At 59.8% G+C, this 26385-nt stretch carries 30 protein-coding genes and 1 pseudogene; 16 read left to right on the top strand and 15 right to left on the bottom strand.

The genetic code is table 11. The features are described from left to right. Positions 1–19: 19 nt before the first annotated feature. Together ACK6AU_RS09700 and ACK6AU_RS09695 are read left to right on the top strand one after the other, a co-directional pair. Positions 20–985, top strand: a complete 966-nt coding sequence (locus ACK6AU_RS09700) for a GlxA family transcriptional regulator (RefSeq protein WP_409299044.1) — start codon at positions 20–22, stop codon at positions 983–985. A gap of 271 nt (positions 986–1256) precedes the next feature. After that, positions 1257–1603: pseudogene (locus ACK6AU_RS09695) on the top strand (DUF4198 domain-containing protein); the annotation flags it as partial. An 89-nt stretch (positions 1604–1692) separates the two neighbouring features. On the opposite strand, the gene hisC reads toward ACK6AU_RS09695, so the two are convergent. The 10 genes from hisC to ACK6AU_RS09645 all read right to left on the bottom strand — a co-directional run bounded on the left by hisC (position 1693) and on the right by ACK6AU_RS09645 (position 9678). After that, positions 1693–2745, bottom strand: a complete 1053-nt coding sequence (hisC, locus tag ACK6AU_RS09690; protein WP_409299042.1) for a histidinol-phosphate transaminase — start codon at positions 2743–2745, stop codon at positions 1693–1695. A gap of 2 nt (positions 2746–2747) precedes the next feature. After that, a complete protein-coding gene (hisD, locus tag ACK6AU_RS09685) occupies positions 2748–4076 on the bottom strand; it encodes a histidinol dehydrogenase (protein WP_409299040.1) in 1329 nt (442 codons plus the stop codon). Positions 4077–4230: 154 nt separating this feature from the next. Then, a complete protein-coding gene (gene hisG, locus ACK6AU_RS09680) occupies positions 4231–4866 on the bottom strand; it encodes an ATP phosphoribosyltransferase (protein WP_409299038.1) in 636 nt (211 codons plus the stop codon). 125 nt (positions 4867–4991) lie between these two features. Beyond that, complete coding sequence (murA, locus tag ACK6AU_RS09675) at positions 4992–6257, bottom strand: UDP-N-acetylglucosamine 1-carboxyvinyltransferase (RefSeq protein ID WP_409299036.1); 1266 nt, start codon at positions 6255–6257, stop codon at positions 4992–4994. A 22-nt stretch (positions 6258–6279) separates the two neighbouring features. Further along, positions 6280–6519, bottom strand: coding sequence for a BolA family protein (locus tag ACK6AU_RS09670; RefSeq protein WP_185699141.1), 240 nt, complete (start codon positions 6517–6519; stop codon positions 6280–6282). A gap of 118 nt (positions 6520–6637) precedes the next feature. Then, positions 6638–6943, bottom strand: coding sequence for a lipid asymmetry maintenance protein MlaB (locus ACK6AU_RS09665; RefSeq protein ID WP_185699140.1), 306 nt, complete (start codon positions 6941–6943; stop codon positions 6638–6640). Further along, entirely contained in the window at positions 6940–7593 is a 654-nt protein-coding gene (locus ACK6AU_RS09660; protein WP_185699139.1) for a phospholipid-binding protein MlaC, read from the bottom strand. The genes ACK6AU_RS09665 and ACK6AU_RS09660 overlap by 4 nt, the downstream gene beginning before the upstream one ends. Positions 7594–7604: 11 nt before the next feature. Then, positions 7605–8072 (bottom strand): outer membrane lipid asymmetry maintenance protein MlaD, encoded by a 468-nt coding sequence (gene mlaD, locus ACK6AU_RS09655; protein ID WP_011059277.1) that lies wholly within the window; start codon positions 8070–8072, stop codon positions 7605–7607. Further along, entirely contained in the window at positions 8072–8869 is a 798-nt protein-coding gene (gene mlaE, locus ACK6AU_RS09650; protein ID WP_022642330.1) for a lipid asymmetry maintenance ABC transporter permease subunit MlaE, read from the bottom strand. Before mlaE ends, mlaD begins: the two co-directional genes overlap by 1 nt. Beyond that, entirely contained in the window at positions 8869–9678 is an 810-nt protein-coding gene (locus tag ACK6AU_RS09645) for an ATP-binding cassette domain-containing protein (protein WP_185699138.1), read from the bottom strand. The genes mlaE and ACK6AU_RS09645 overlap by 1 nt, the downstream gene beginning before the upstream one ends. A 263-nt stretch (positions 9679–9941) precedes the next feature. Here ACK6AU_RS09645 and ACK6AU_RS09640 point away from each other — a divergent pair, with 263 nt between their 5' ends. The 10 genes from ACK6AU_RS09640 to ACK6AU_RS09595 all read left to right on the top strand — a co-directional run bounded on the left by ACK6AU_RS09640 (position 9942) and on the right by ACK6AU_RS09595 (position 17049). After that, positions 9942–10916 carry an SIS domain-containing protein gene (locus ACK6AU_RS09640; protein WP_185699137.1) on the top strand — a complete coding sequence of 325 codons (975 nt, stop codon included), beginning with the start codon at positions 9942–9944 and terminating at the stop codon, positions 10914–10916. Next, positions 10917–11441 (top strand): KdsC family phosphatase, encoded by a 525-nt coding sequence (locus ACK6AU_RS09635; protein ID WP_409299032.1) that lies wholly within the window; start codon positions 10917–10919, stop codon positions 11439–11441. Positions 11442–11451: 10 nt separating this feature from the next. Beyond that, positions 11452–12024 carry an LPS export ABC transporter periplasmic protein LptC gene (gene lptC, locus ACK6AU_RS09630; protein ID WP_185699135.1) on the top strand — a complete coding sequence of 191 codons (573 nt, stop codon included), beginning with the start codon at positions 11452–11454 and terminating at the stop codon, positions 12022–12024. Continuing rightward, entirely contained in the window at positions 12011–12556 is a 546-nt protein-coding gene (gene lptA / locus ACK6AU_RS09625; protein ID WP_053134140.1) for a lipopolysaccharide transport periplasmic protein LptA, read from the top strand. Before lptC ends, lptA begins: the two co-directional genes overlap by 14 nt. Continuing rightward, on the top strand, positions 12556–13281 hold the full coding sequence (gene lptB, locus ACK6AU_RS09620) for an LPS export ABC transporter ATP-binding protein (RefSeq protein WP_022642325.1): 726 nt from the start codon (positions 12556–12558) through the stop codon (positions 13279–13281). The genes lptA and lptB overlap by 1 nt, the downstream gene beginning before the upstream one ends. A 182-nt stretch (positions 13282–13463) precedes the next feature. Further along, on the top strand, positions 13464–14957 hold the full coding sequence (locus ACK6AU_RS09615) for an RNA polymerase factor sigma-54 (RefSeq protein ID WP_185699134.1): 1494 nt from the start codon (positions 13464–13466) through the stop codon (positions 14955–14957). A gap of 160 nt (positions 14958–15117) precedes the next feature. After that, positions 15118–15423, top strand: coding sequence for a ribosome hibernation-promoting factor, HPF/YfiA family (gene hpf / locus ACK6AU_RS09610; protein ID WP_016966642.1), 306 nt, complete (start codon positions 15118–15120; stop codon positions 15421–15423). Positions 15424–15435: 12 nt separating this feature from the next. Further along, positions 15436–15900: a PTS IIA-like nitrogen regulatory protein PtsN gene (ptsN, locus tag ACK6AU_RS09605; protein ID WP_085596311.1), complete on the top strand. Its 465-nt coding sequence runs from the start codon at positions 15436–15438 to the stop codon at positions 15898–15900. 2 nt (positions 15901–15902) lie between these two features. Then, positions 15903–16760 carry an RNase adapter RapZ gene (rapZ, locus tag ACK6AU_RS09600; RefSeq protein ID WP_185699133.1) on the top strand — a complete coding sequence of 286 codons (858 nt, stop codon included), beginning with the start codon at positions 15903–15905 and terminating at the stop codon, positions 16758–16760. Positions 16761–16776: 16 nt separating this feature from the next. After that, positions 16777–17049 carry an HPr family phosphocarrier protein gene (locus tag ACK6AU_RS09595; protein WP_060837549.1) on the top strand — a complete coding sequence of 91 codons (273 nt, stop codon included), beginning with the start codon at positions 16777–16779 and terminating at the stop codon, positions 17047–17049. A gap of 28 nt (positions 17050–17077) precedes the next feature. Here ACK6AU_RS09595 and ACK6AU_RS09590 read toward each other — a convergent pair whose 3' ends face one another. From ACK6AU_RS09590 to ACK6AU_RS09570, 5 genes are read right to left on the bottom strand one after another with little or no spacing between them, the layout of a single operon-like run. Next, positions 17078–17971 carry a ZIP family metal transporter gene (locus tag ACK6AU_RS09590; RefSeq protein ID WP_409299027.1) on the bottom strand — a complete coding sequence of 298 codons (894 nt, stop codon included), beginning with the start codon at positions 17969–17971 and terminating at the stop codon, positions 17078–17080. Positions 17972–18001: 30 nt separating this feature from the next. Beyond that, positions 18002–18613, bottom strand: a complete 612-nt coding sequence (locus ACK6AU_RS09585; protein WP_409299025.1) for a superoxide dismutase — start codon at positions 18611–18613, stop codon at positions 18002–18004. Between the two features lies 1 nt (position 18614). Next, positions 18615–19064, bottom strand: coding sequence for a hypothetical protein (locus tag ACK6AU_RS09580; protein ID WP_185699130.1), 450 nt, complete (start codon positions 19062–19064; stop codon positions 18615–18617). 27 nt (positions 19065–19091) lie between these two features. After that, positions 19092–20468 (bottom strand): class II fumarate hydratase, encoded by a 1377-nt coding sequence (locus ACK6AU_RS09575; RefSeq protein WP_409299023.1) that lies wholly within the window; start codon positions 20466–20468, stop codon positions 19092–19094. Next, positions 20461–20856, bottom strand: coding sequence for a FagA protein (locus tag ACK6AU_RS09570; RefSeq protein ID WP_409299021.1), 396 nt, complete (start codon positions 20854–20856; stop codon positions 20461–20463). Before ACK6AU_RS09570 ends, ACK6AU_RS09575 begins: the two co-directional genes overlap by 8 nt. 901 nt (positions 20857–21757) lie before the next feature. Between ACK6AU_RS09570 and ACK6AU_RS09565 the strand changes: the two genes are divergently transcribed. The 4 genes from ACK6AU_RS09565 to ACK6AU_RS09550 all read left to right on the top strand — a co-directional run. Further along, positions 21758–22294 carry a fimbrial protein gene (locus ACK6AU_RS09565; RefSeq protein ID WP_185699128.1) on the top strand — a complete coding sequence of 179 codons (537 nt, stop codon included), beginning with the start codon at positions 21758–21760 and terminating at the stop codon, positions 22292–22294. A 167-nt stretch (positions 22295–22461) separates the two neighbouring features. Next, positions 22462–23244, top strand: coding sequence for a molecular chaperone (locus ACK6AU_RS09560; RefSeq protein WP_409299019.1), 783 nt, complete (start codon positions 22462–22464; stop codon positions 23242–23244). A gap of 14 nt (positions 23245–23258) precedes the next feature. Continuing rightward, positions 23259–25838 (top strand): fimbria/pilus outer membrane usher protein, encoded by a 2580-nt coding sequence (locus ACK6AU_RS09555; RefSeq protein ID WP_409299017.1) that lies wholly within the window; start codon positions 23259–23261, stop codon positions 25836–25838. Between the two features lie 86 nt (positions 25839–25924). After that, on the top strand, positions 25925–26385 hold a 461-nt coding region (locus tag ACK6AU_RS09550; RefSeq protein WP_409299015.1), incomplete at its 3' end, for a hypothetical protein.

Raw genomic sequence — 26385 nt, 5'->3', positions numbered from 1 at the left:
TTTCGAGCATAATCAGACAATGTACGATTTCACCATTGTGGTCATACCGGGAGCATTCGCCTCGAGCGTGGCCTCTACTCTGGACATACTCGCCACCGCGGCAAGCGTCGGCGAGCGGCGCGGCCTGGCCACGCCACGCTGGCGGATATGTGGTCCTCGCCCCGGCTCGGTGACGCTGGCGCATGGTCTGCAACTGCCGGTGGAACCGATCGAACCTGACGTCCAGGACAACTCCTGCTGGGTCATACCGGGTATTGGCGTCGGCGACATCGACCTGCTTCAGCAGCGCCTCGAAGAACCCTGGGCGAGCCCTCTGCTCTCGGCGCTAAATACTCACGTCGCAAACGGCCAGGAGATCGCCGCGTCATGCTCTGCGGTCTTCCTGCTGCATGCAGCCGGACTGCTGGAGGGGCGGCGGGTGACTACCTCCTGGTGGCTGGCACCACACCTGCAGAAAATCGCTCCGGGCTGCCGTGTCGACCCTGACTTCATGGTACTGGCCGACCCTCCGTTGACCACCGCGGGGGCCGCCTTCGCTCAAACAGACCTCATGCTGCATCTGCTTCGCCGGCGCTTGTCGCCCGAAATCGCCAACTCCGTGAGCAAGGCTCTGCTCCTCGACCGCCGACAGCTGCAGTCGCCGTTCGTGATCCCCGCCATGCTGGTGCAGGGCAATGCCCTGGTCTCGCGCCTGACCTCACAGATCGAGGACTCGCTGCCGGACCTACCCGGCGTCAAGGCACTCGCTGCGAGCGTCGGCATGTCCGAGCGGACCCTGTCGCGTCACGTCCACAAGGCGACGGGGCACTCTACTCGGCAGTTGATCCAGCGAGTGCAACTGAACAAGGCCCGAGCGCTGCTCGAATCCGGCGAATATTCCGTCGAAGCGGTCTCGGCGCAGGTCGGCTATCAGGACGCGACAGCTCTCCGGCGCTTGATACGCCGACTGCTGAACTCGACCCCACGGCAACTGCGCCAGAGTTGATCGGGCGGCTGCTTCAGCACTCTCGAACGTCCGCTGTGGGTAAGCGTGTCCCGGGGCATTTTCTCCCTACCCGGTTGGCACGGCTGAAGCGTTTGCGGCCACCGTCGGCCGACAGGACTCGCGCGTGATTGCAGGTGCCTTCGCCACCGTCCACACCCCGGCCGAAGAAGGTCGAGATCCAGGGCTTGTCCGAGGAATGCGCTAGCCGCGCCGACGCCCTGCCCCGCCGCCCCCGGGATTGAAGGCATAGCGCTCGACCAGCACGTCGTAGGCGATCCATCAGCCTGGTGCGAAGCTGCCCAACCTCAGGCAAATCAAGCGGGTGATCCTGCCCGAGACCGACCCGCTACTGGTGGGGCCCGGCAAGAGCCTGCCGGTGCGGGTCCTGCTCGACGGCCAGACAGCGGCGGGAGTGAAGCGGGTAAGAAATGACCGCAATGCACCCAATACCCTGGGCACCGAGACCGATGCCCAGGGTCGCACCCAGGTGCTGGTGCACAACGAGGGCTTGAGCGCGATCCCCGCGCAGGTCGAGGCCCCCTCAAGGGCAACCCCGACGCTGCCTCCCGCGGCCCGTTCAGCTCCCTGACCTTCCTCGGAGAACCGCACCATGAGTGAGCGCAGCCGCAGGCGGCAGTAGCGAGCGGCAAGTCTTTAGCTGCAAGCGAGAAGCCCCAGGCACATGCCCTGGACTTCCAGCTTGCCGCTTAGAGCTGCCCCAATCCGTCGACCAGGGCCTGGTTCTGCTCCGGCGTGCCGATGCTGATCCGCAGGAACTGGGCAATCCGCTGCTGCTTGAAGTGGCGCACGATCACCCCCTGTTCACGCAGCTTGGCGGCCAGGCCCGCGGCATCGTGTTGCGGGTGGCGGGCAAAGATGAAGTTGGCCGCCGAAGGCAGCACTTCGAAACCCTTGGCCTGCAACTGCGCCACCAGCCATTCGCGACTTTCAATTACCTGCTGGCAAGTCTTCTGGAAGTACTCGCGATCTTCGAAAGCCGCGGCTGCACCGACGATCGCCAGGCGATCCAGGGGGTAGGAGTTGAAGCTGTTCTTGACCCGTTCCAGGGCCTCGATCAGGTCCGGATGCCCGACCGCCAGGCCCACCCGCAAACCCGCCAGGGAACGGGACTTGGACAGGGTCTGGGTCACCAGCAGGTTCGGGTAGCGGTCCACCAGGCTGATGGCGGTCTGGCCGCCGAAGTCGATGTAGGCCTCATCCACGACCACCACCGAATCGGGGCTGGCCTTGAGGATCTGCTCCACCGCCTCCAGGGCCAGCAGGCAACCGGTAGGCGCATTCGGGTTGGGGAAAATGATGCCGCCATTGGGCTTGGCATAGTCGGCCACGCGGATCTGGAATTGCTCGTCCAGCGGCACCGCGTCGAAATCGATGCCATACAGGCCGCAATACACCGGATAGAAGCTGTAGCTGATGTCCGGGAACAGCAGCGGCAGCTCCTGTTGCAGCAGGCCATGGAAAATGTGCGCCAGGACTTCGTCGGAACCGTTGCCGAGGAACACCTGGTTGGCCTGCACCCCGTAGTAGCTGGCCACCGCCTGCTTGAGCAGGTCGCTGTTGGGATCGGGGTACAGCCGCAGGTTGTCGTTGAGCTCGGCCTGCATCGCGGCCAGGGCCCTGGGCGACGGACCATAGGGATTTTCGTTGGTGTTGAGCTTGACCAGCTTGGTCAGCTTGGGTTGTTCGCCCGGCACGTAGGGCACCAGGTTCTTGACGAACGGACTCCAGAATTTGCTCATGCTCATTGCCCCTGATCTTGGTCGTCGACGATACGGTATTCAGCGCTGCGGGCGTGGGCGGTCAGCGACTCGCCCCGGGCCAGCACCGAGGCCGTACGGCCCAGTTCGGATGCGCCCTGCTCGGAACAGAAGATGATCGACGAGCGCTTCTGGAAGTCATACACCCCCAGCGGCGAGGAAAAACGCGCGGTGCCGGAAGTCGGCAGCACGTGGTTCGGGCCGGCACAATAGTCGCCCAAGGCCTCCGAGGTGTGGCGGCCCATGAAGATCGCCCCGGCATGGCGGATCTGCCCCAGCCAGGCTTGCGGGTCGGCCACCGACAACTCCAGGTGCTCGGGAGCGATGCGGTTGGCCACTTCGATGGCTTGTTGCATGTCGCGGACCTGGATCAGCGCGCCCCGCCCATTGATCGAGGTGTTGATGATCTCGGCGCGCTCCATGGTTGGCAGCAGCTTGGCGATGCTGGCGGCTACCCGATCGAGGAACTCGGCATCCGGGCTGACCAGGATCGCCTGGGCATCTTCGTCGTGCTCGGCCTGGGAAAACAGGTCCATGGCGATCCAGTCCGGATCGGTCTGGCCATCGCACACCACCAGGATCTCCGAGGGGCCGGCGATCATGTCGATACCGACCTGGCCGAAGACATGCCGCTTGGCGGTGGCCACATAGATGTTGCCCGGGCCGACGATCTTGTCCACCTGGGGCACGCTCTGGGTGCCATAGGCCAGCGCGGCCACGGCCTGGGCGCCGCCGATGGTGAAGACCCGGTCGACCCCGGCGATGCAAGCAGCGGCCAGCACCAGCTCGTTGACCTCGCCACGAGGAGTCGGCACCACCATCACCACCTCGGACACGCCGGCGACTTTCGCCGGGATCGCGTTCATCAGCACCGAGGACGGATACGACGCCTTGCCGCCCGGCACGTACAGGCCGGCGCGGTCCAGGGGCGTGACCTTCTGGCCGAGCACGGTGCCATCGGCCTCGGTGTACTGCCAGGAGTCCTGCTTCTGACGCTCATGGTAGACGCGCACGCGGTTGGCGGCCTTTTCCAGGGCCTCGCGCTGTACCGGGGTGATGCGGGTCAGGGCCAGCTCCAGGCGGGCACGATCGAGGATCAGGTCATCGATGGCCTTGGCCTCGACACCGTCGAAACGCTGGGTGAACTCCACCAACGCCGCGTCACCGCGCTCGCGCACGGCCTTGATGATGTCGAGCACACGCTGGTTGACCGCGTCGTCGGACACGCTTTCCCAGCTCAGCAGATGATCCAGATGTCGGGCGAAATCCGCATCGGCAGCGTTGAGTCGGCGAATTGCAGTGGGAGCGGTCATAGCGAAGGCCTCATTGATTGGCGAATGCACAAAAGGACAAGCTGGGTTTTGCATGACTCAGGCACCGCAAGACTACCAGGCCATCCGCGTGGGCACCTGAGCATGCTGGGTATGACGCGGATAGATGGGCGCGGCTCGGGGCCACGCATGTGAGTCAGCCGCGGTGTCGCGATTCCACTGCCTTGCGCAGGGTATCGATGAGCAACTGGATACGGGCGTGCTGCATCTTCATGGATGCCTTGTTGACCACCAGGCGCGAGCTGATGGTGGCGATCAGTTCCTGGGGTTCAAGGCCATTGGCTCGCAGGGTATTGCCGGTATCGACCACGTCGATGATCTTGTCCGCCAGGCCGATCAGCGGTGCCAGCTCCATGGAACCATAGAGCTTGATGATGTCCACCTGGCGGCCCTGCTCGGCGTAGTAGCGCTTGGCCACATTGACGAACTTGGTGGCGACCCGCAGGCGCCCCTTGGGCTCCTGGGCACCGACAGCGCCGGCGGTCATCAGCTTGCACTTGGCGATCTGCAGGTCCAGCGGCTCGTACAGGCCCTGGCTGCCGTACTCCATCAGGACGTCCTTGCCGGCCACCCCGAGATCAGCGGCGCCATGCTCGACATAGGTCGGCACGTCGGTGGCACGCACGATCAGCAGGCGTACATCGTCCTGGGTCGTGGGGATGATCAGTTTGCGGCTCTTGTCCGGATTCTCGGTTGGCACGATGCCCGCTTCAGCCAGAAGCGGCAGCGTGTCGTCGAGGATACGGCCCTTGGACAGTGCGATGGTCAACATGAGTAACGTAAGTCCTTATGCGGCGACTGATGCCCGGACGCAAACGGCGCCAGACATGCGTCGAGCCTGAAGACAGGCTCGACGTGGAACAAGAATCTGTGGCACCTCCCTGTGCCCACGGCAGGCTAGCCCGGTACGCGGCGGATCTTCGCGCCCAGCATCTGCAGTTTTTCTTCGATGCACTCGTAGCCACGGTCGATGTGGTAGATGCGATCGATCAGGGTATCGCCTTCGGCCATCAGGGCCGAGATCACCAGGCTGGCCGAGGCCCGCAGGTCGGTGGCCATCACTGGCGCGCCCTTGAGCAGGTCGGCGCCGGTGACGATGGCGGTGTTGCCTTCGACCTGGATCTTGGCGCCCATGCGGTGCAACTCGTACACATGCATGAAGCGGTTCTCGAAGATGGTCTCGATCACCGCGCCGGTGCCTTCGGCAATCGCGTTCAGGGAAATGAACTGCGCCTGCATGTCAGTCGGGAACGCCGGGTATGGAGCGGTACGCACGTTGACCGCCTTGGGGCGCTTGCCGTGCATGTCCAGCTCGATCCAGTCGCTGCCGGTGGTGACTTCGGCGCCCGCTTCCTTGAGCTTCTCCAGTACGGCTTCCAGGATGGTCGGATCGGTGTCCTTGACCTTCACCCGGCCACCGGTAACGGCCGCGGCCACCAGGTAGGTGCCGGTCTCGATACGGTCGGGCATCACCTTGTAGGTAGCCGAGTGCAGGCGCTCGACGCCATCGATGGTGATGGTGTCGGTGCCGGCGCCGGAGATCTTCGCGCCCATGGCGTTCAGGAAGTTCGCCAGGTCGACGACTTCGGGCTCGCGGGCGGCGTTCTGCAGCACGCTGCGGCCCTTGGCCAGGGCCGCCGCCATCATGATGTTCTCGGTACCGGTCACGCTCACGGTATCGAAGAAGAAGTTCGCGCCACGCAGGCCGCCTTCGGGGGCACGGGCCTTGATATAGCCGCCTTCGACGTCGATCTTCGCGCCCATGGCTTCCAGGCCGCGGATGTGCAGGTCCACCGGACGCGAACCGATGGCACAGCCGCCGGGCAGCGCCACTTCGGCCTCGCCGAAGCGCGCGACCATCGGCCCCAGCACCAGGATCGAGGCACGCATGGTCTTGACCAGCTCGTAAGGCGCCACCAGGGTCTTGATGGTGCGCGGGTCGATCTCGACGCTGAGCTTTTCGTCGATCACAGGCTCGATGCCCATGCGACCGAACAGCTCGATCATGGTGGTGATGTCGTGCAGGTGCGGCAGGTTGGCCACGGTGACCGGGCCATCGCACAGCAGGGTTGCCGCCAGGATAGGCAGCGCGGAGTTCTTGGCCCCGGAAATGCGGATCTCGCCATCGAGGCGAGCGCCGCCGGTAATAATCAATTTATCCATAAGAGTCTCGACGCCCTTGGGCTCAGGTGCGCTCGGCCCAGGCCGCGCGGCTGAAAAATTTCATGGTGATCGCGTGGATGCTGCCATCGGCAATCCATGGATTCAAATGGGCATAGATGCTCTGCTGACGCTTAACCGGGCTCAAGGCCGACAGTTCGTCGCTAATCACGTTCAGCTGAAAGTTGCAGCCTTCGCCCTCAACTTCTACCTGAGTTCCGGGCAGCTTTCCTTCGAGAAAGCTCTTCACTTCGTTGGCCTGCATGCTCAACCTCAATCGGCGCCCTGTGCGCGCGGGTCGGACATCATACAAAAAAGCCCCGCGCCTGCGAACCCCGCATAAGCAGGACTCTGACGGGGGGCTTTGCGTGACCCGTTGGCGACTAGGGCTGCGCGAGGATCTCGGTTACCCCGGACACCTCGGCGATTTCCTTCATGCCGTCCGGAAGTGCACGCACGCTCACGGCCTTGCCCAACGCCTGAGCATCGCGCATGAAGGCCAGCAATAGGGCCAGGCCGACACTGCTGGAGCGTTCTACCGCCGAGCAGTCGAGCACCAGCACCGGGGCCTGGCTCGACTTGATCAGCGCCTGGCCCTGTTTGCGCAGGCCCGGGCCGCTGCGATAGTCCAGCACGCCGCTGATCAACAACTCCCCGGCAGTACCGAGGCGCACGCCCGACTCGCTCATTGCTCGGCCTTTGGCGCAGCCTTGTCGGTGGCTTCCTTGGCCTTGGCCACTTCACCGGCCCAACCGTCGATGGTCTTGTCCAGGTTGTTGCCGTTGCGCTGCATGGCATCGGCGAACTGATCGCGGAACAGCTTGCCGATGTTGATGCCATTGATGATCACGTTACGAATTTTCCACTCGCCGCTGATCTTCTCCAAGGTGTAGGACACCGGATAGATGGCCCCATTATTGCCCTTGACCTGCATGTCGACGCTGGTACGGGTGCCGCTTTCATCCTTGGGAGGAGAAATGGTGATGCCTTGGTTGTTGTATTCCAGCAACGCATTGCCATAGAACTGGATCAGGCTGCGCTTGAAGTTCTCCTGGAAGCGCGACATCTGCTCCGGGGTGGCCTTGCGTGAATACTTCACGGTCATGATGCTGCGGGAGATGCCGTCGGCATCCACCGCCGGGCCGACAATGCCGTTCAGGGCGTTGTAGAAGTCGTTCGGGCTTTGCTTGTACTTCTCCTTATTGGCCGCAAGGTCCGCCAACAAGCGGTTGGTAGTGTCCTGCACCAGGTCATGGGCGGAGGTCGGATTCGCCGCATTGGCCAGCAACGGCAGCGCAGCGAGCAGCACCAGCAGGCCACGTCGCAAGATAGAAATCATCGAAAAACTCCTCATTTGGCGTCTTTGCTAACGGTATTGAGCAGGAATTTACCGATCAGGTCTTCCAATACCAGCGACGACTGGGTGTCGTGGATGGTTCCACCATCCTTGAGCAGGGCTTCTTCCCCACCCACGCTGATACCGATGTATTTCTCACCCAACAGGCCAGCAGTCAGGATAGATGCAGTGGAGTCGGTCGGCAGGTTATCCACGCGTTTTTCCAGTTGCATCGTCACCCGGCCAGTGAAGCTGTCGCGGTCCAGATCGATTGCCGTGACCTTGCCGATGGTCACCCCGGCCATGGTCACCTTAGCTCTGACCGTCAAACCGGCGATATTGTCGAAGTAGGCATAAAGTTTATAGGTATCGGTGCTCGCGGTCGGAGACAAGCCACTGACCCGCAGGGCAAGCAACAGCAAAGCCAGGATGCCGGCCAGCAGGAAAAGGCCGACACCGATTTCCAGGGTGCGGTTTTGCATCAGAAATCTCCAAACATCAAGGCGGTCAGAATAAAGTCCAAGCCCAGTACAGCCAGCGAGGCGTATACCACGGTCTTGGTGGTGGCACGGCTGATGCCCTCTGAAGTGGGCTCACAGTCGTAGCCTTGGAATACGGCGATCCAAGTCACTACAAAGGCAAAGACGATGCTCTTGATCACGCCATTGAGCACGTCGCTGCTGAAGTTCACGCTGTTCTGCATGTTCGCCCAGTAGGAGCCTTCATAGACTCCCAGCCAGTCGACGGCCACCCACGAGCCACCCCATATACCCACCACGCAGAAGATCATGGCCAGCAGGGGCAAGGAGATGAAACCGGCCCACAGGCGCGGGGCGATGATGTACTTGAGCGGGTCGACACCGATCATCTCCAGGCTGGAGAGCTGCTCGGTGGACTTCATGTTGCCGATCTCGGCGGTCAACGCCGAACCGGCACGCCCGGCGAACAACAGCGCGGTGACTACCGGCCCCAGCTCGCGCAGCAGGGTCAGGGCGACCATCTGGCCTACGGCCTGCTCCGAACCGTAGCTGGAAAGGATGTTGAAGCCCTGCAACGCCAGCACCATGCCGATGAAGATCCCGGACACGACGATGATTACCAGGGACATCACGCCCACTGAATGCAGTTGCTTGACCAGCAGGCCAAAACCACCGCCGATGCTGCCGCGACCGAGCAGCGCATGGAACAGGAACAGGGTGGAACGCCCCAGTACCGCCAGGACATCGATGCCTGAGCGACCGAAGAGGCGAATCCTCTCGATTAACGATATCTTGCGCATCAGCGCTTCCCCAGAAGATCTGCGCGGTAGTCCGGCGCTGGAAAGTGAAACGGTACCGGGCCGTCGGGATCGCCCTTCATGAATTGCCGGATACGCGGATTGTCGGAGTCCATCAACTCGGCGGGAGTTCCCTGGCCCAATACCTGGCCGTCACCCACTACATACAGGTAGTCGGCGATGCTCGCGGTTTCCGCCAGGTCATGGGACACCACGATGCTGGTGATACCCAGGGCGTCGTTGAGCAGCCGAATCAGGCGCACCAACACCCCCATCGCGATCGGGTCCTGGCCCACGAAAGGCTCGTCGTACATGAGGATCTGCGGGTCCAGGGCGATGGCGCGGGCCAGGGCGACCCGGCGTTTCATGCCGCCTGAAAGCTCGTCGGGCATGAGGTCGACGGCCCCACGCAGCCCCACCGCCTGCAGCTTGAGCAGGACAATGTCACGAATCATTTCGTCAGGCAGCTGGGTATGCACCCGCAGCGGAAAGGCCACGTTCTCGAAGACATCCAGGTCGGTGAACAGCGCACCGCTCTGGAACAGAACGCCCATCTGCTTGCGCGCATCGAACAGGTCGCTGCGCGAGAGAGCCGGCAGGTTCTGGCCATTGACCCAGACCTCGCCACTGCTGGGCCGCAACTGCATGCCCATCAAGCGCAACAGGGTAGTTTTCCCACAACCGGAAGGCCCCATGATGCCGGTGACCTTGCCCCGCGGAATACGGATATCCACGTCATTGAATATGCTGCGCGTACCGCGCTTGAAGGAAACGCCCTTCAGCTCGACCGCGTAAGCGTTGTCGGCACTCATCTAAACTCCTTGCGATGCAGCCTAACACTCGGACGCTAGGCTCTCTCTCGAAAGCACGTGCCCCTGGGCAGGCCGAACTGGCGGCGAACTATATCACTGCTGGTGCAGAGCCCCCAAGGCCGAAGCCATGACCGTTCAGGTATAGGACAGGCAAAATCGCCGGTTTCCCTGCGCAAGTAGACAAAGGCTGACGAACTTGCGTGAGGGATTCGATCATTACCGCTATAATCGCCGCCTTTTCATCGGGCTATACGATTTCAGACATGAGTCAATCCAGCGACCTGATTCAATCGGCACAACGCACAATCCGCCTCGAAATCCAGGCAGTAGAGAGCTTGCTGCCCCATATCGATGCAGATTTCGTACGTGCTTGCGAGATGATTCTGGCCAGCAAAGGTCGAGTAGTAGTGGTCGGCATGGGCAAGTCCGGGCACATCGGCAACAAGATCGCCGCCACCCTGGCCAGCACCGGAACCACGGCCTTCTTCGTTCACCCGGCCGAAGCCAGCCATGGCGACATGGGCATGATCACTCGCGACGATGTGATCCTCGCCCTTTCCAACTCAGGCTCCACCCATGAAATCGTGACCCTGCTGCCACTGATCAAACGCCTGGGCATCCAGCTGATCAGTATCACCGGCAACCCTGATTCGCCGCTGGCCAAGGCCGCCGACGTCAACCTCAACGCCCATATCGAACATGAAGCCTGCCCGCTGAACCTGGCACCAACTTCGTCCACCACCGCGGCCCTGGTCATGGGCGATGCCCTGGCCGTGGCGCTACTGGAAGCCCGCGGCTTCACCGCCGAAGACTTCGCCTTCTCCCATCCAGGCGGAGCACTGGGCCGCCGCCTGCTGCTGAAGGTCGAGAACATCATGCACGCCGGCGCACAGCTGCCGCAGGTCCAGCGCGGCACCCTGCTCAAGGATGCCCTGATGGAGATGAGCCGCAAGGGCCTGGGCATGACCGCTATCGTCGAGGCCGATGGGCGCCTGGCCGGAATCTTCACCGACGGCGACTTGCGCCGCACCCTGGACCGCAACATCGATATCCATCGCACCGTCATCGATGAAGTCATGACCCTGCGCGGCAAGACGGCACGCGCCGAAATGCTGGCAGCCGAAGCCTTGAAGATCATGGAAGACAATCGAATCAACGCCCTGATCGTGGTGGATGACGAGGACCGACCGATTGGCGCCTTCAACCTGTCCGACCTGCTGCGCGCGGGAGTGATGTAAATGAACGACGACCTGCTGCAACGCGGCAAGCACATCAAGCTGGCGGTCTTCGACGTCGACGGCGTACTGACCGACGGGCGCCTGTACTTCCTCGAGGATGGCAGCGAATTCAAGACCTTCAACACCCTTGATGGCCAGGGCATCAAGATGCTCATGGCAGCTGGAGTGCAAACGGCCATCATCAGCGGTCGCAAGACGCCAGTAGTGGAGCGCCGGGCCAAGAACCTGGGGATTCCCCACCTGTATCAGGGCCGCGAAGATAAACTGGTGGTATTGGACGAACTTCTCGCCCAACTGGGCCTAAGCTATGAACAGGTCGCCTATCTGGGCGATGACCTGCCCGACCTGCCGGTGATCCGCCGCGTCGGCCTGGGCATGGCGGTCGCCAACGCGGCCCCGTTCGTCCGCGAGCATGCCCATGGCATTACCACGGCGCGGGGCGGCGAAGGTGCGGCCCGCGAGTTTTGCGAGCTGATCCTGCATGCCCAGGACCGCCTCGAAGCAGCCAACGCTGCTTCTTTATAGCGCCCCGCCGATGCTGAGCAAAAAAATTCGCAACATCCTGATCTTCGGGACCATCGCCCTGCTGTTCGCGGCGGTCGGTTACTGGAACATCAGCCCGGAACGGTTTCTCGACAAGCCTGTGGTGCAGGTCGACGAAAGCGCCATCGATTATTTCGTGATCAACGCCCACAGCGTGCAGTACCTCCCCGATGGCAAGCTCCAGTACGAGATGACCTCGGACAAGGTCGAGCACATCAAGGCCAGCGAAGTGACCCTGATGACCAAGCCGGACCTGCAGATGTATCGAGGCACTACCTACCCGTGGCATGTCCAGAGCGAGCGTGGCGAGGTCAACCCCGATGGCACCGAAGTCGAGCTGATCGATTCGGTCCGGGTGGCCCGCACCGACGAGAGAAATCGCAACCTGCTGATCACCACCAGCCGCATGACAGTATTCCCGCAGAAGCAATATGCGCAGACCGAGCAAGCCGTTAGAATCGACGGCGCCGACGGCGTGACCACGGCCAAGGGAATGAAAGCGTATTTGAAAGACGGCAGGATGAACCTGCTATCGAACGTAAGAGGACAGTATGAGGCTCGTTAAAACCCTCCCTATTTTGCTCAGTCTGGGCGCAGCACTGGGAAGCGTGAGCGCCTGGGCTCTGCCGAACGATAGCCAACAGCCGATCCGCATCCAGGCCGATGACGCCCAGCTCGACGACAAGAATGGCGTGGCCACCTACAAGGGCGACGTGATCATCACCCAGGGTTCGATGAAGATCACCGGTAATACCGTGACCATCACCCGAGCCAAGACCGGTGAAATCGACGTGGTCACCTCGGTGGGCAACCTGGCCTACTTCGAGCAATTGCAGAAGCAAACCGATCCGAAGCCGGTCCAGGCCTACGCCGTGACCATCCAGTACCATGCCCAGCAGAACCGCATCGTGCTGATCGACAAGGCCAAGGTCATCAACGATGGCAACACCACCGAAGGCGAGAAGATCGTCTACGACACCGTCAAGCAAGTGGCCAACGCCGGCCGCGCCAACGGCAGCTCGGTTACCGCGCCACGTCCGCGGATCGACATGGTCATCCAGCCGAAAAAGAAAACCGACGAGCAAAAGGCCCAGTAATGGCAACTCTCAAAGCCCAGCACTTGGCCAAGAGCTACAAGAGCCGCCAGGTCGTGCGTGATGTCAGCCTGTCGATCGACAGCGGCCAGATCGTCGGCCTGCTTGGCCCCAACGGTGCCGGCAAGACTACCTGCTTCTACATGATCGTGGGCCTGGTCCAGGCCGACCAGGGCCGGGTCCTGATCGACGACCTGGACGTCAGCCACCAGCCGATGCACGGCCGCGCCCGCGCCGGTATCGGCTACCTGCCCCAGGAAGCCTCGATCTTCCGCAAGCTGTCGGTGGCCGACAACATCATGGCCATCCTCGAGACCCGCAAGGAACTGGACAAGGCTGGCCGTCGCCAGGAGCTGGAAAGCCTGCTACAGGAATTCCACATCAACCACATCCGCGACAACCTCGGCATGAGCCTGTCCGGTGGCGAGCGCCGCCGCGTGGAAATCGCCCGGGCCCTGGCCACCGCCCCCAAGTTCATCCTGCTGGACGAACCTTTCGCAGGCGTGGACCCGATCTCGGTCGGCGACATCAAGCAGATCATCCATCACCTCAAGGCCAAGGGGATCGGCGTGCTGATCACCGACCACAACGTCCGCGAAACCCTGGACATCTGTGAAACCGCCTATATCGTCAATGACGGGCAACTGATCGCCGAAGGCGACTCCCAGACCATCCTGGCCAACGAACTGGTCAAGGAAGTCTACCTGGGCCATGAGTTCCGCCTGTAAGGGCTGAGGTGCAGGACCCATTGCCTGGGCGCTGGGAACGATAAAACCCCACAAACTTTATTGTTACAGCGCTCTAGGCAAACACTTCAGTTTCAGGCATATAATTTGCTTATGTTTGGCGCTCCGGCGCCCTGTAGTGGATGGCGCATGTGCGCCGGCAATTAAGGTGTTAAGCCCCTGCCATGAAACCATCGCTAGTCCTGAGAATGGGCCAGCAGCTGACGATGACACCGCAGCTGCAACAGGCCATCCGCCTGCTCCAACTGTCGACCCTGGACCTGCAACAGGAAATCCAGGAAGCCCTGGAGTCCAACCCGATGCTCGAACGCCAGGAAGAGGGCGACGACTTCGACAACAGCGACCCCCTGGCCGACAACACCGAATCCAAACCCAACACCGAGATCCAGGAACCCTCCTACCAGGAAACCACCCAGACGGTGGACAGCCTCGAGGACGGTGAATGGAACGAACGTATCCCCAACGAGCTGCCGGTGGATACCGCCTGGGAAGATGTGTACCAGACCAGCGCCAGCAGCCTGCCCAGCAGCGATGATGACGAGTGGGACTTCACCACCCGCACCTCGGCTGGCGAGAGCTTGCAGAGCCACTTGCTCTGGCAGCTGAACCTGGCCCCCATGTCCGACACCGACCGCCTGATCGCGGTGACCCTGATCGACTGCATCAACAACCAGGGCTACCTGGACGAAACCCTGGAAGAGATTCTCGAAGCCTTCGACCCCGAACTGGATATCGAACTGGACGAAGTCGAGGCCGTGTTGCATCGCATCCAGCAGTTCGAGCCAGCCGGCATCGGTGCCCGCAGCCTGGGCGAATGCCTGCTGCTGCAATTGCGCCAGCTGCCGGCGAAAACCCCTTGGCTGGCCGAGGCGCAGCGTCTGGTCAGCGACTACATCGACCTGCTGGGCAGCCGCGACTACAGCCAACTGATGCGCCGCATGAAGCTCAAGGAAGACGAACTGCGCCAGGTCATCGAGCTGGTGCAGAGCCTCAACCCACGCCCGGGTTCGCAGATCGAGTCCAGCGAAGCCGAGTACGTGGTCCCGGACGTCATCGTGCGCAAGGACAACGAACGCTGGCTGGTGGAGCTGAACCAGGAATCCGTGCCACGCCTGCGGGTCAACGCCCAGTACGCAGGGTTCGTGCGCCGCGCCGATACCAGCGCCGACAACACCTTCATGCGCAACCAGTTGCAGGAGGCCCGCTGGTTCATCAAGAGCCTGCAAAGCCGCAACGAAACCCTGATGAAGGTCGCCACCCAGATCGTCGAGCACCAACGCGGCTTCCTGGAATACGGCGACGAAGCGATGAAGCCCCTGGTCCTGCATGACATCGCCGAAGCGGTGGGTATGCATGAATCGACGATTTCCCGGGTGACCACGCAGAAATTCATGCATACCCCACGGGGCATATATGAGCTGAAATACTTTTTCTCGAGCCACGTCAGCACCTCCGAAGGCGGTGAATGCTCGTCCACGGCAATCCGCGCGATCATCAAGAAACTGGTGGCCGCGGAAAATCAGAAAAAGCCGTTGAGTGACAGCAAGATCGCTGGTTTACTGGAGGCACAAGGCATTCAGGTAGCCCGCAGGACCGTCGCCAAGTACCGCGAATCCCTTGGGATCGCGCCTTCCAGCGAACGCAAGCGGTTGATGTAGCCGCCGGGCTGGCCAAAGCGTTTCGGAGTGTGTTTGAAGGCCCGCCGAGCGATGATCGGGCAAGGTAGCCCGATCGCTGTGCAGGCTGGTTTCAGACACAGTCTAGGTGGCAGGCAAAACGGCCTGCCGCGTTATGCACTGGCAACGAAGGAGAAGCTGTATGCAAGTCAACATCAGTGGACACCAACTCGAAGTGACCGAACCCCTGCGCGCCTACATCGGCGAGAAACTCGACCGACTGGAACGCCATTTCGACAAGATCACCAATGTGCAGGTCACCATGGCCGTCGAGAAGCTGAAGCAGAAAATCGAAGCGACCCTGCACATCCACGGTGGGGAGGTCGTCGCCAATGCAGAACATGACGATATGTATGCCGCAATCGACCTGCTCACGGACAAGCTTGACCGCCAACTGAAAAAGCATAAGGAAAAGCAACTCCACCTTCTCCAAGGCACGGGTCGCTGATACTCCCCTCCCATGATCCGACTTGAAAGCATCCTGACCCCCGGCCGTTCCCTGGTGAACGTGCCGGGCGGCAGTAAAAAACGCGCCCTCGAACAAATTGCCAACCTGATCAGCCGTGAAGTGCCTGATCTGGAAATGCAGGACGTTTTCGAGAGCCTGATCGCCCGCGAGAAACTCGGCTCCACCGGGTTCGGCAACGGCATCGCTATTCCTCATTGCCGCCTCAAAGGCTGCGAGTCCCCCATCAGCGCGCTGATGCACCTGGACGCCCCGATCGACTTCGATGCCATCGACGGCGCCCCCGTGGACCTGCTGTTCGTACTGCTGGTCCCGGAGGCCGCCACCGATGCGCACCTGGAACTGCTCCGGCAGATCGCCAGCATGCTCGATCGCAAGGAAGTTCGTGACCGGCTGCGCAGCGCCACCAGCAACGAAGCCTTGTACCAGGTCGTGCTGGACGAACAGAACGGTCGGTAACCATGCGTTTGATCATCGTCAGCGGCCGTTCCGGCTCAGGTAAAAGCACGGCCCTCGATGTTCTGGAGGATCATGGCTATTACTGCATCGACAACCTGCCCGCCGGCCTGTTGCCCGAGCTGGCCGAACGTGCATTGATCCATACCGAGTTGGCGCAGCCACTGGTGGCGGTGTCCATCGACGCCCGCAACCTGCCAAGCCACCTGTCGCGTTTTCCGGAATTACTGGAAGAAGTACGCAGCCGGCACATACAGTGCGATGTGCTGTACCTGGACGCCGACGAGGAAACCCTGCTCAAGCGGTTCTCGGAAACCCGCCGGCGCCATCCATTGAGCAGCGCCAACCGCTCGCTGGCCGAGGCCATCCATGACGAGACCCAGCTATTGGGACCGATCGTCGACCTGGCCGACCTCAAGGTCAACACCACCAACCTCAACCTCTATCAGCTGCGGGATACCATCAAGCTGCGGCTGTTGAACCAGCCCGAGCCAGGCACCGCCTTCCTGGTGGAGTCTTTCGGGTTCAAGCGTGGCATGCCGGTGGACGCCGACCTGGTGTTCGATGTGCGTTGCCTGCCCAATCCATACTGGAAACCCGAACTGCGCGCCCAGTCCGGACTGGATGCTCCCGTGGCCCAATACCTGGCTGCGCAACCGGATGTCGAAGAGATGTTCCAGGACATATCCAGCTACCTGCTCAAGTGGTTGCCACGCTTCGCCGCCAGCAATCGCGCCTACGTGACCATCGCCATTGGCTGCACCGGTGGACACCATCGTTCCGTGTACCTGACCGAGCGCCTGGGCCAGGTCCTGCAAAAATCCCTGAAGAACGTCCAGGTTCGCCACCGCGACCTTAGCTGAAAGGATCTATCCCGCGATGCCAGCTCTGGAAATCGAGATCATCAACAAACTGGGCCTGCATGCCCGCGCCTCAGCCAAGTTCGTCGGCGTCGCCGGCCAGTTTCCCTGCCAGATCCGCGCCGGCCGGACGCCGGAATCCATGGTCGACGGCAAGAGCATCATGGCCATGATGATGCTCGCCGCCGGCAAGGGCACCAAGATTCACCTCAAGACCGAGGGCGAACAGGAACAGGAAGCGCTGGATGCTCTGGTCGCCTTGATCAACAACTACTTCGACGAAGGCGAGTAAGCCCGCCCGGGCATTACCCATCCGGCACTCAAGAGAGTGCCGTGTCCATTACCATCATCAGGCAAAAACCGATACACAAGCCAAGATTGGCAAGCCTTTCGTGACCATTGCGCCGGGACTCGGGGATCACCTCATGAGTCACCACCAACAGCATGGCTCCGGCCGCCAGGGCCAACCCCAAGGGCAACAGTACCTGTGCCAGGCTCACCAGCCAGGCACAAAGCAGGGCGAAGACTGGCTCCACCAGGCCAGAAGCAGCGCCGATCAGGAACGCCCTGACCCGCGACATTCCAGCTCCTGCCAACACCAGAGCGATTACCAGCCCTTCCGGCACATCCTGCAGCGCGATACCCATGGCCAGGCTATCCGCGTCGGCCATGCCGCCGCCGGCCGACACTCCGACCGCCATGCCTTCTGGAATGTTGTGGGCCATGATGGCGAAGACGAATAACCAGATCCGCGGTGCAATGACCGGATGCTCCGGCGTGCCCACCAGGGTCTGCGAACCGCCGCCGGAAATCTTGAGGTCCATCAGGAACAGGCCGAGAGCGCCCAGCATGATCCCGGCGCAGACCAGGCCACTGGCGCCCCAGGCCGACAACCCCAGGTCCTGGGCCGCGGCGATGCCCGGCACGATCAGCGAAAACGCCGTCGCCGCCAGCATCACCCCGGCGCCGAAGCCGAGCAGCGTATCGCCCACCGCGATTGGCATCTTGCGGATCACCAGCACCGGCACCGCTCCCAGGGCTGTGCCAAGGGCGCAGATCGAGCCCCCCTGCAGGGCACGTAACAAGCGTGGCTCCAGGGCCAGCCAGTTCAGTCCCTGAGCCACCAGCAATGCGGTACCCGCCAACAGCAGCAGCGAACCGAAGGCATAACGAAACATCCGTCCGCTGCTGATCGCCAATATCTCCGTGCCCATAGTCGGCCTTATTTGTTATCCAAGGAAAAATCAGGCCATCGCGGCGTGGTAACGCTGGGCAACTTCGGGCCAATTGATCACGTTGTAGAAGGCATTGATGTATTCGGGCCGGCGATTCTGGTAGCGCAAATAGTAGGCGTGCTCCCAGACGTCCAGGCCGAGAATCGGTGTGTTGCCATTCATCAGCGGGCTGTCCTGGTTACCGCTGCTTTCCACCACCAGGGTTTTCTCCGGGGTCACGCAGAGCCAGGCCCAGCCGCTGCCGAAACGGGTCAGCGCGGCCTTGGTGAAAGCCTCCTTGAAGCTCTCGAAACCACCCAGGTGCCGATCGATGGCCTGCGCCAGCGCACCATCAGGCTTGCCTCCGCCAGCAGGCGTCATCACCGCCCAGAAGAGCGAATGGTTGGCGTGGCCGCCTCCCTGGTTGATTACCGCGGCGCGCAACCCTTCCGGCAACTGCTGGATGCTGGCCACCAGCCTCTCCACCTCCCACTCGGCCCATTCAGTGCCTTCTACCGCGGCATTGAGGTTATTGATGTAGGTCTGGTGGTGCTTGGTGTAGTGGATCTCCATGGTTTGCGCATCGATATGCGGTTCCAGGGCGTCGTAGGCATAAGGCAAGGCAGGCAAGGTAAAGGACATATCAGTGCACTCCATAAGAGGGGCTGTCGAATAGCGGGCTGCCTGGTGACAGCCGCGCGACGTTGTTGTCCAGCAAGCGATGGGAACGGGGATATGCACCGTGCTCACCGATGAAATTGAGCAGCTCGAGGTAGGTCTTGCTGCTTTGGCGCAGGGCCGCTTCACGCAACGCCAGGGGCAAGCGGTTGTCCTGCATGGCCTGCAACAAGCGCTGGTGGATAGCGCAAAGATACTCCGCGCTCTCCTGCGGCTGATTCAGGCGTAAATGCAGGTCCGCCAGGTTGTGGTGGGAGATCACGCAGGCCGCCACCGCTTCGTCGGCATCAGGCCAGCGCTCGAACAGCACCTGGGCCAATGCCAGCGCTTGCAGGTAGAACTCACGGGCATCCACCAGCTCGTCCTGCATGAACAGGCGATTGGCCCTTTCAATCGTGCGTTTCCAGTGCTCCATGATCGGCCTCCAAAGCGCTATCGGGGATTACACGCCGCCTGCGGTGAGTTTCTCCGGGTCCAGCAGGATCTCCAGCTGGCTACGCGACAAATCGGTGTGCTCAAGTGCCACATCGATCACCGGACGCCCCTGCTTGTAGGCGGTCTTGGCGATCTGCGCGGCCTTCTGGTAACCGATGATCGGATTGAGGGCGGTCACCAGGATCGGGTTGCGCGAGAGCGCTTCCTTGAGCTTCGCTTCATTGACCTTGAAGCTGGCGATAGCCTTGTCTGCCAGCAGGCGGCTGGAGTTGGCCAGCAACTCGATACTGCTCAGCAGGTTCTGGGCAATGATCGGCAGCATCACGTTGAGCTCGAAGTTGCCCGACTGCCCGGCCACGGTAATGGCGCTGTCGTTGCCGATCACCTGGGCCGCCACCATCGCCGTCGCCTCCGGAATCACCGGATTGACCTTGCCAGGCATGATCGACGAACCAGGTTGCAAGCCCTCCAGCTCGATTTCCCCCAACCCGGCCAGTGGTCCCGAGTTCATCCAGCGCAAGTCGTTGGCGATCTTCATCAGCGAAACCGCCGTTGCCTTCAGTTGCCCGGAGACGGTTACCGCGGTGTCCTGGGAGCCGATCAGGGCGAACAGGTTCTTGCCCGGGGTGAACTGCACCTGGGTCAGCTCGCTCAACTGCCGGCTGAAACGCGCGGCGAACTCCGGATGCGCGTTGATCCCCGTACCTACGGCGGTGCCGCCCTGGGCCAGGGCCTGCAGGCTCGGCAATAAATCCTGCAGATGCGCGATGTTGGCCTTGAGCTGCTGCGCCCACCCCTCCAGCACCTGGCTCATGCGTACCGGCATGGCATCCATCAGGTGGGTGCGGCCGGTCTTGACGAACGAGTGCACCTCCAACGCCTTGCGCTCGATGACCTCGACCAGGTGCACCAAGGCCGGCAACAGTTGCTCGTGCAAGGTCAGGGCGGCACTGACATGGATGGTGGTGGGAATGATGTCGTTGCTGCTCTGGCCACAGTTCACATGGTCATTGGGGTTGACCCCCTCGCCCAGCAACCGGCTGGCCAGGGTCGCCAGCACTTCGTTGGCATTCATGTTGGAACTGGTACCGGAACCGGTCTGGAACACATCCACCGGGAAGTGCTGCATGAAGTCACCTTCCAGCAGCCCCTGGGCGGCATCGACGATGGCCTTGCCCTGGGACTGGCTGATCTGGCCCAGCTCGACGTTGGCCCTGGCCGCCGCGGCCTTGGCCAGGATCAGCGCCCGGATGAAAGCCCGCGGCATGCGCTGCCCGCTGATAGGAAAGTTATCCACCGCACGCTGGGTCTGCGCGCCATACAACGCCTGCTCCGGAACCTGCAACTCGCCCATGCTGTCGCGTTCGATACGGGTATTACTCATCGGGAAATCCTTGCACCAGTTCAATCAGGGGAATGGAAGGCAACAGCGAACAGGTCGCCAGTCGCCAGGCATGGCTTTGCCAGCGCTTGAGCCGGCACTTGCACAACGACAACCGCTCCATATCGCGCAGAGGTCGCCACGCCTGGTCCAGGCACAAGCTGCGCCAGTGCCAGGGCAACGCGGTATCGGTCGCGGTATCGATCAACAAACGGAAGGAGGTTTCGGCAACGGTCCAGGCGGATGTGGCCGTGCAACAGGCCAGGTATCGCCCCTCGGCCAGGTAATGCTCGATCAGACGGGGTTCGTCCGGGTCCAGTGCGCAACGGATCTGGCGGCTCATCCAGCGCCAGCTTTCAAGGTAAGGCTGCTCGTGCAAGGCAGAACTCATGACCTGGGCTCATTAAATAATGATTTTCATTATTAAATGAAATTGAGAATCAAATCAATCTGGCTGTACAAATTTTATCCAGACCTTGTAGCCGTCTCAACCCTCACTGCCGAGGGAGGAATCTGTCCATCGCAGCCATGCTTGACGAAAATCCGAAAGGCAAAATTTGCTGCAAATGTGCGCAAGGTCGCCCCCCGGCCATTTCGTGGCCCCACATCCGAGATTAAGCGATCTCGACAAGTGATAATTGGAACTCAAAGTAAAATCTGCAAACACATATCAAAGTATTTAACTCCCGCACGAACAATTACTTTTTCCAATAACACGAACAGTCCGCCCAGATCGGCAAATACTGTAGCTCCCTACTTACTGAAAAACTTAATTGCAAAAGTTTAACATCCTAAACTTCACGAACACCGACACACTCAAACTCAACAATATTGGCTGCTCGACATCCTGTTCGAGAACCCTCGCCTAGAAATTAAAAAATAAATGGCCTCGGCATAAGGCTTATGCTTGAGAACTGCCTGATTCACCTCAGTCGTGAAACGCCCACAAGTTCAGCCAAAATCAGCAATGACTAGTAGCCCCGCGAAACTCAGCGCGCAAACACTTAACTATCACAACGCAAGATTTACTTGATATCAGTCGCTCTGATGGTGCCTGAGGAAAAATCCCACTCAAGGCAGAATACTTGTCCTATATCGTCCGAACAATAAATTCTCGATCCTTCACCGCACCCAATGCGCCAGCCCCCTTCAACTAATAAAACCCCAACTCAACCCTACCCCAAAGATTCGAAATAAATGCCACTAGGACTAACACAAGAGAGGTCACTTTCTAGACACATAAAACGACAGTACTCACTACCCTAAACAATTTTTAATTCTTCGAGAATAAAATGAAAAAACTCATTATCACCAAGCTTTCCGCTACAGCCGTCATCGCTCTCATGTCCCAGGCAGCACTCGCTGCCGATGGGACGATCAACTTCTTTGGAGAAATCGTCGATACCCCTTGTTCGATCTCTCCCAACAGCCAAGTCTTGACTGTTCCGCTAGGCAAGGTTTCACGTGCGACCCTGGATGGCGGTGCCGGCAAGAAAGCCACACCAGCACGCTTCAGCATCGAGCTACTGAATTGTGGCGCAAGCGCCAAAGGGGCGACATTGACCTTTAACGGCACCACCGATACGACCGTATCGGACAACCTGCGCATCGGCGCGAATGAAATGTCAGGCGGATCAGCCACCGGTGTAGCGATAGAACTCGGTGACTCCGCTGGTACCAAAATCCCGGTAGGTTCCGAATCGGCCCAATACACCCTGGTCCAGGGTGACAACCCCCTGAAGTTCCAAGCGGTCTATGTTTCCACTGCCGACAAAGTAACAGCCGGTACAGGTAACGCGACTGCTCAGTTCACAGTGAACTACAAGTAATACTGAATTCGCCCAGTTGTCTCGCAGACGGCTGGGCGATTTTTGTGCGCATTAATAAGTACATACTTTCGCCAGACCGCCTTTAACAAGTTCATATATAGGAACCCAGGAGTTTTAACTCCTGCGATGAAGCGTGTTTGGCGGCCAGCAATTATCGGGATAGATTCATGCTGAAGAAGAATGGCTTGAGATTGGCCAATAAACTTTTATTCGGTGCCGGCTTAGTAGTTTTTGCAGCAGCACCTGTTTTCGCGAGTGTGACCCTTGGTGGTACACGAGTGATTCTAGGCGAGCAGGATCGAGAAGCATCCATTCCGGTAAAGAACGCTGGTCGAGCCCCCTATGTGATACAGGCATGGGTCGATGCCGGCGAGGGAAAGACCAAGACTCCGTTCGTGGTCACCCCTCCGTTGTCGCGCCTGGATCCAGGAATGGAGAACATTCTACGCATCATGCGAATCTCCAATAATCTGCCAACCGATAGAGAGTCCGTATTCTGGTTGAACGTCAAGGAGATTCCAGAAAAAGCAAAGGAAGACAACGTTCTTCAAATTGCAATGCGCACACGCATCAAGTTGTTCTATCGGCCATCAGACCTGGAAGGCAAGCCTACAGAATCACGTCATAAATTGAAGTGGGCAGTCATACCAGGGAAGAACAACGCAAACTCAGTGTTGAAGATAGAAAACCCAACACCCTACCACGTCACATTCACCAGCTTGAAGATCAATCAGGGCCAACAGGAAATCAACGCGCAGATGGTTCCTCCCAAGGGAGAATCCATTTATTCATTGAATGCAGTACAGATACAAAAAAGTATCGATGTCAGATTCACCACAATCAATGACTACGGAGGGGAGACACTAGAAGAACGGGCGACAGTACCCGTTGCAGTCAATCCGATCGTCTTACCTATCGAGCCGGTCACAACGCTGACCGTTAAGCAATGATGGCTCGCAGGGTCATGACAGTGACCTCTTCTTTCAACCCTACTTCCGCACGCGCAGTGGGATTACCGCTGTGTGCCTTCGTATTCGCGATGGCCAGTCAAGGTGCATTCGGCAAGAGTCAGGCGGGTACTGTATTCAACGAGCAATTCCTCAGCATCGGTGGCGACCAGCCAAGTGCCGACCTGTCGGTGTTCTCGTTTGGCAACCGCGTTTTGCCGGGTACCTACAGGGTAGACGCGATACTCAACGACAGTAGCATCGGACAAAACGAAGTGCGCTTCATCAAGCAGGAGGACGATGCACAGGACGCTAAACCTTGCTTGACGCGTCCCCTGCTCGAGGGCTGGGGCGTAAATATGACCGCTTTCCCGGCAATGGCGACCACGCCGGCCGATACCTGTATTGATCTGGGCAAAGCGATCGCACAAGCCACTGTAAGTTACGACGCCGGCAACCAGCGTCTTTTCCTGGGCATCCCGCAGGCGGCACTCAAGCGCTCCGCACGTGGCGCCATCAGCCCGGATCGCTGGGACAAGGGCATCAACGCAGCCATGCTCGACTATCAACTCAGCTTCTCGCGCTACGACGGTAATAACCTGCGCGGGAATACCGCCAGCCCCGTGCAGCAGAACGTTTTCGATAGCACGACTGCGCCCAACAGATTGGAGCGTGATACCTACTTCGGTGGTTTTCGCGGCGGTTTCAATATCGATGACTGGCGCTTCCGGCATTTCTCGACCTACAACCGCAGCATGGATGGGCAAGGTCGCTGGCAGGCCATCAATACCTACTTGCAGCGCGATATTGCATCGATTCGCGGCCAGTTGGTCATTGGCGACGGCAATACGCCGGGTAACTTCTTCGATAGCGTGCAGTTTCGCGGCGTACAACTGAGTTCCGATGACGCGATGCTCCCGGACAGCCAACAAGGATACGCACCCACCATCCGAGGCGTGGCACAAACCAACGCGCGGGTAGAAGTACGCCAGAACGGCTATCTCATCTACAGCACCTATGTCGCCCCCGGACCTTTCGTACTGGACGACCTCTACCCTACTTCGTCGAGTGGAGATCTCGAAGTCATCATCACCGAATCCGATGGGCGCGAAACGCGTTATGCACAAGCGTTTTCCGCCGTGCCGACGCTGCTGCGCGAAGGCTCCTGGCGCTACAGCGCCACAGCTGGCCAGTATCGTAGTGGCTATGGCTCATCGCGAGGCAAGGAACGCCCGACGCTGGTGCAGGGCACTCTCGCGCGCGGCCTGGCACAGGACTTCTCGATTTACGGTGGGACCATCCTCGCGGATAAATATCAATCCGCATTGTCCGGGGTAGGTAAGAACCTGCGCAGTTTCGGCGCGCTCTCGTTCGACATCTCCCATGCCCGCACCACTGACCGAGATGATCAAACGTTCAACGGCCAGTCGTTGCGTTTTCTGTACGCCAAGACGTTCGAGAAGACCAATACCAACTTCCGCGTTGCCGGCTATCGATACTCCACCAGTGATTACCGGACGCTCCAGGAAGCGGTTCAGATGCAGGATGTGCTGGATGGGCGACTCTTCAACAACCGTCGCAACGAATTGCGTTTTGAACTGGCGCAATCGCTGGGCAAATGGGGAACGCTTCACACCTCGGCTCGCCAGCAGAGCTATTGGAACAGCAACTCCAGGGATCGCCTGGTCCAGGTCGGTTACTCCGGTTCCTACCAGAAGCTGAGCTTCAACCTGTTCTATAACCACAGCACCCACCTGGACGCTGCCTCCAATCGCCAGCTCATGCTGACGCTGTCCCTTCCACTGGGCGATACACGTTCCAGCGCGCAGTACATGGTGATGAAGGACAACAACGACCAGCTTGTCCAGCAGGCGAGCGTGTACGGTTCGGCCCTCGACGACAACCGCCTGACCTACAACGTGACGGGCGACGACTCGAATCAGTCGGGCACCAGCAGTAGCGCGAACATGAGCTACCTGTCGTCCATTGGCCGGCTTGACCTTGGACGCTCGCAAGGCCGTGGCTACGGCCAGACCACCATAGGCATGGCCGGAGGCGTGCTGGTACATGGCGAGGGACTGACTCTTTCCCAGCCCCTGGGTGAAACCATCGCACTGGCCCAGGCCCCCAAGGCCAATGACGTCGGCTTCGAGATCCGCCCTGGCGTGCGTACCGACAAATCCGGTGACGCCGTGATTCCCAACCTGAGTCCATACCGAGTCAACCGCCTGGCGCTGCTGACCGGCGATTTGGGCGACGAGGTAGAAGTCAAGAATGCGGCTCTGGACGTCGTACCGACCCGAGGCGCCGTGGTGAAGGCCAAGTTCGCTACATCGGTCGGCTATCGCCTGATGATGACACTGACAAACAAGGACGGCTCGCCGTTGCCGTTCGGATCGAAGATCGAGAATGAACTCGGGCAGGAAGTTGGCATTGTCGGTCCAGACGGACAGGCCTTCGTGACCGGTGCAAGTGAAAAAGGCAACCTGCGGGTGATGTGGAGTCGAAATGAGAAAGATCAGTGCACGATACCTTACCAATTGCCCAAGGATGAAAGCCCAAGACCGATTCGCGAACTAAGCGGACAGTGCCATTGACTCTTTCGCCAAACTCAATACTTAAATCCTCCAAGGATCAACATCATTCAATTGAATAAAATTTACATAATATCAAGGCATCCCAAATGAGCAGTTTTATCGCCAAATATTCAAAAATACTGAGCATTGGACTTTTCATATTCGGCGCATCTTCAGGGGCCAATGCGGCTTGTTATGCGCTACCGCAATGGACTCTGAAAACAGCAATGCTGGATATTGGAAAATTAAATATCCCACTAACTTCAAAAGTTGGAGATATTCTGTACAAAAAATCCGACAACCCATTTATTCCCCACCAAACTCCTTTCACCTGCAAAAGCGGCGGCGGCAGTGTTTCATTTCGAATAACCAAAGACTATGGGCTAGCTCCAGGCTTTCAGAAAGTTTACACAACTGATGTTCCTGGAGTAGGTGTACGCTTTGCTTGGAAATATTTTAATGGAGGAGGAATTACAGTCCCAACTACCCATTATTTTGGCGAAGGTAGCAGAACTGTTCCAGCAACATCCGGATTTACTATTGAGATAGTAAAAATCGCAGATAAAAC

The sequence above is a fragment of the Pseudomonas sp. KCJK8993 genome, assembly GCF_046230915.1.
Lineage (GTDB): Bacteria > Pseudomonadota > Gammaproteobacteria > Pseudomonadales > Pseudomonadaceae > Aquipseudomonas > Aquipseudomonas piscis.
This window is presented reverse-complemented; position numbering and strand designations above follow the sequence as displayed.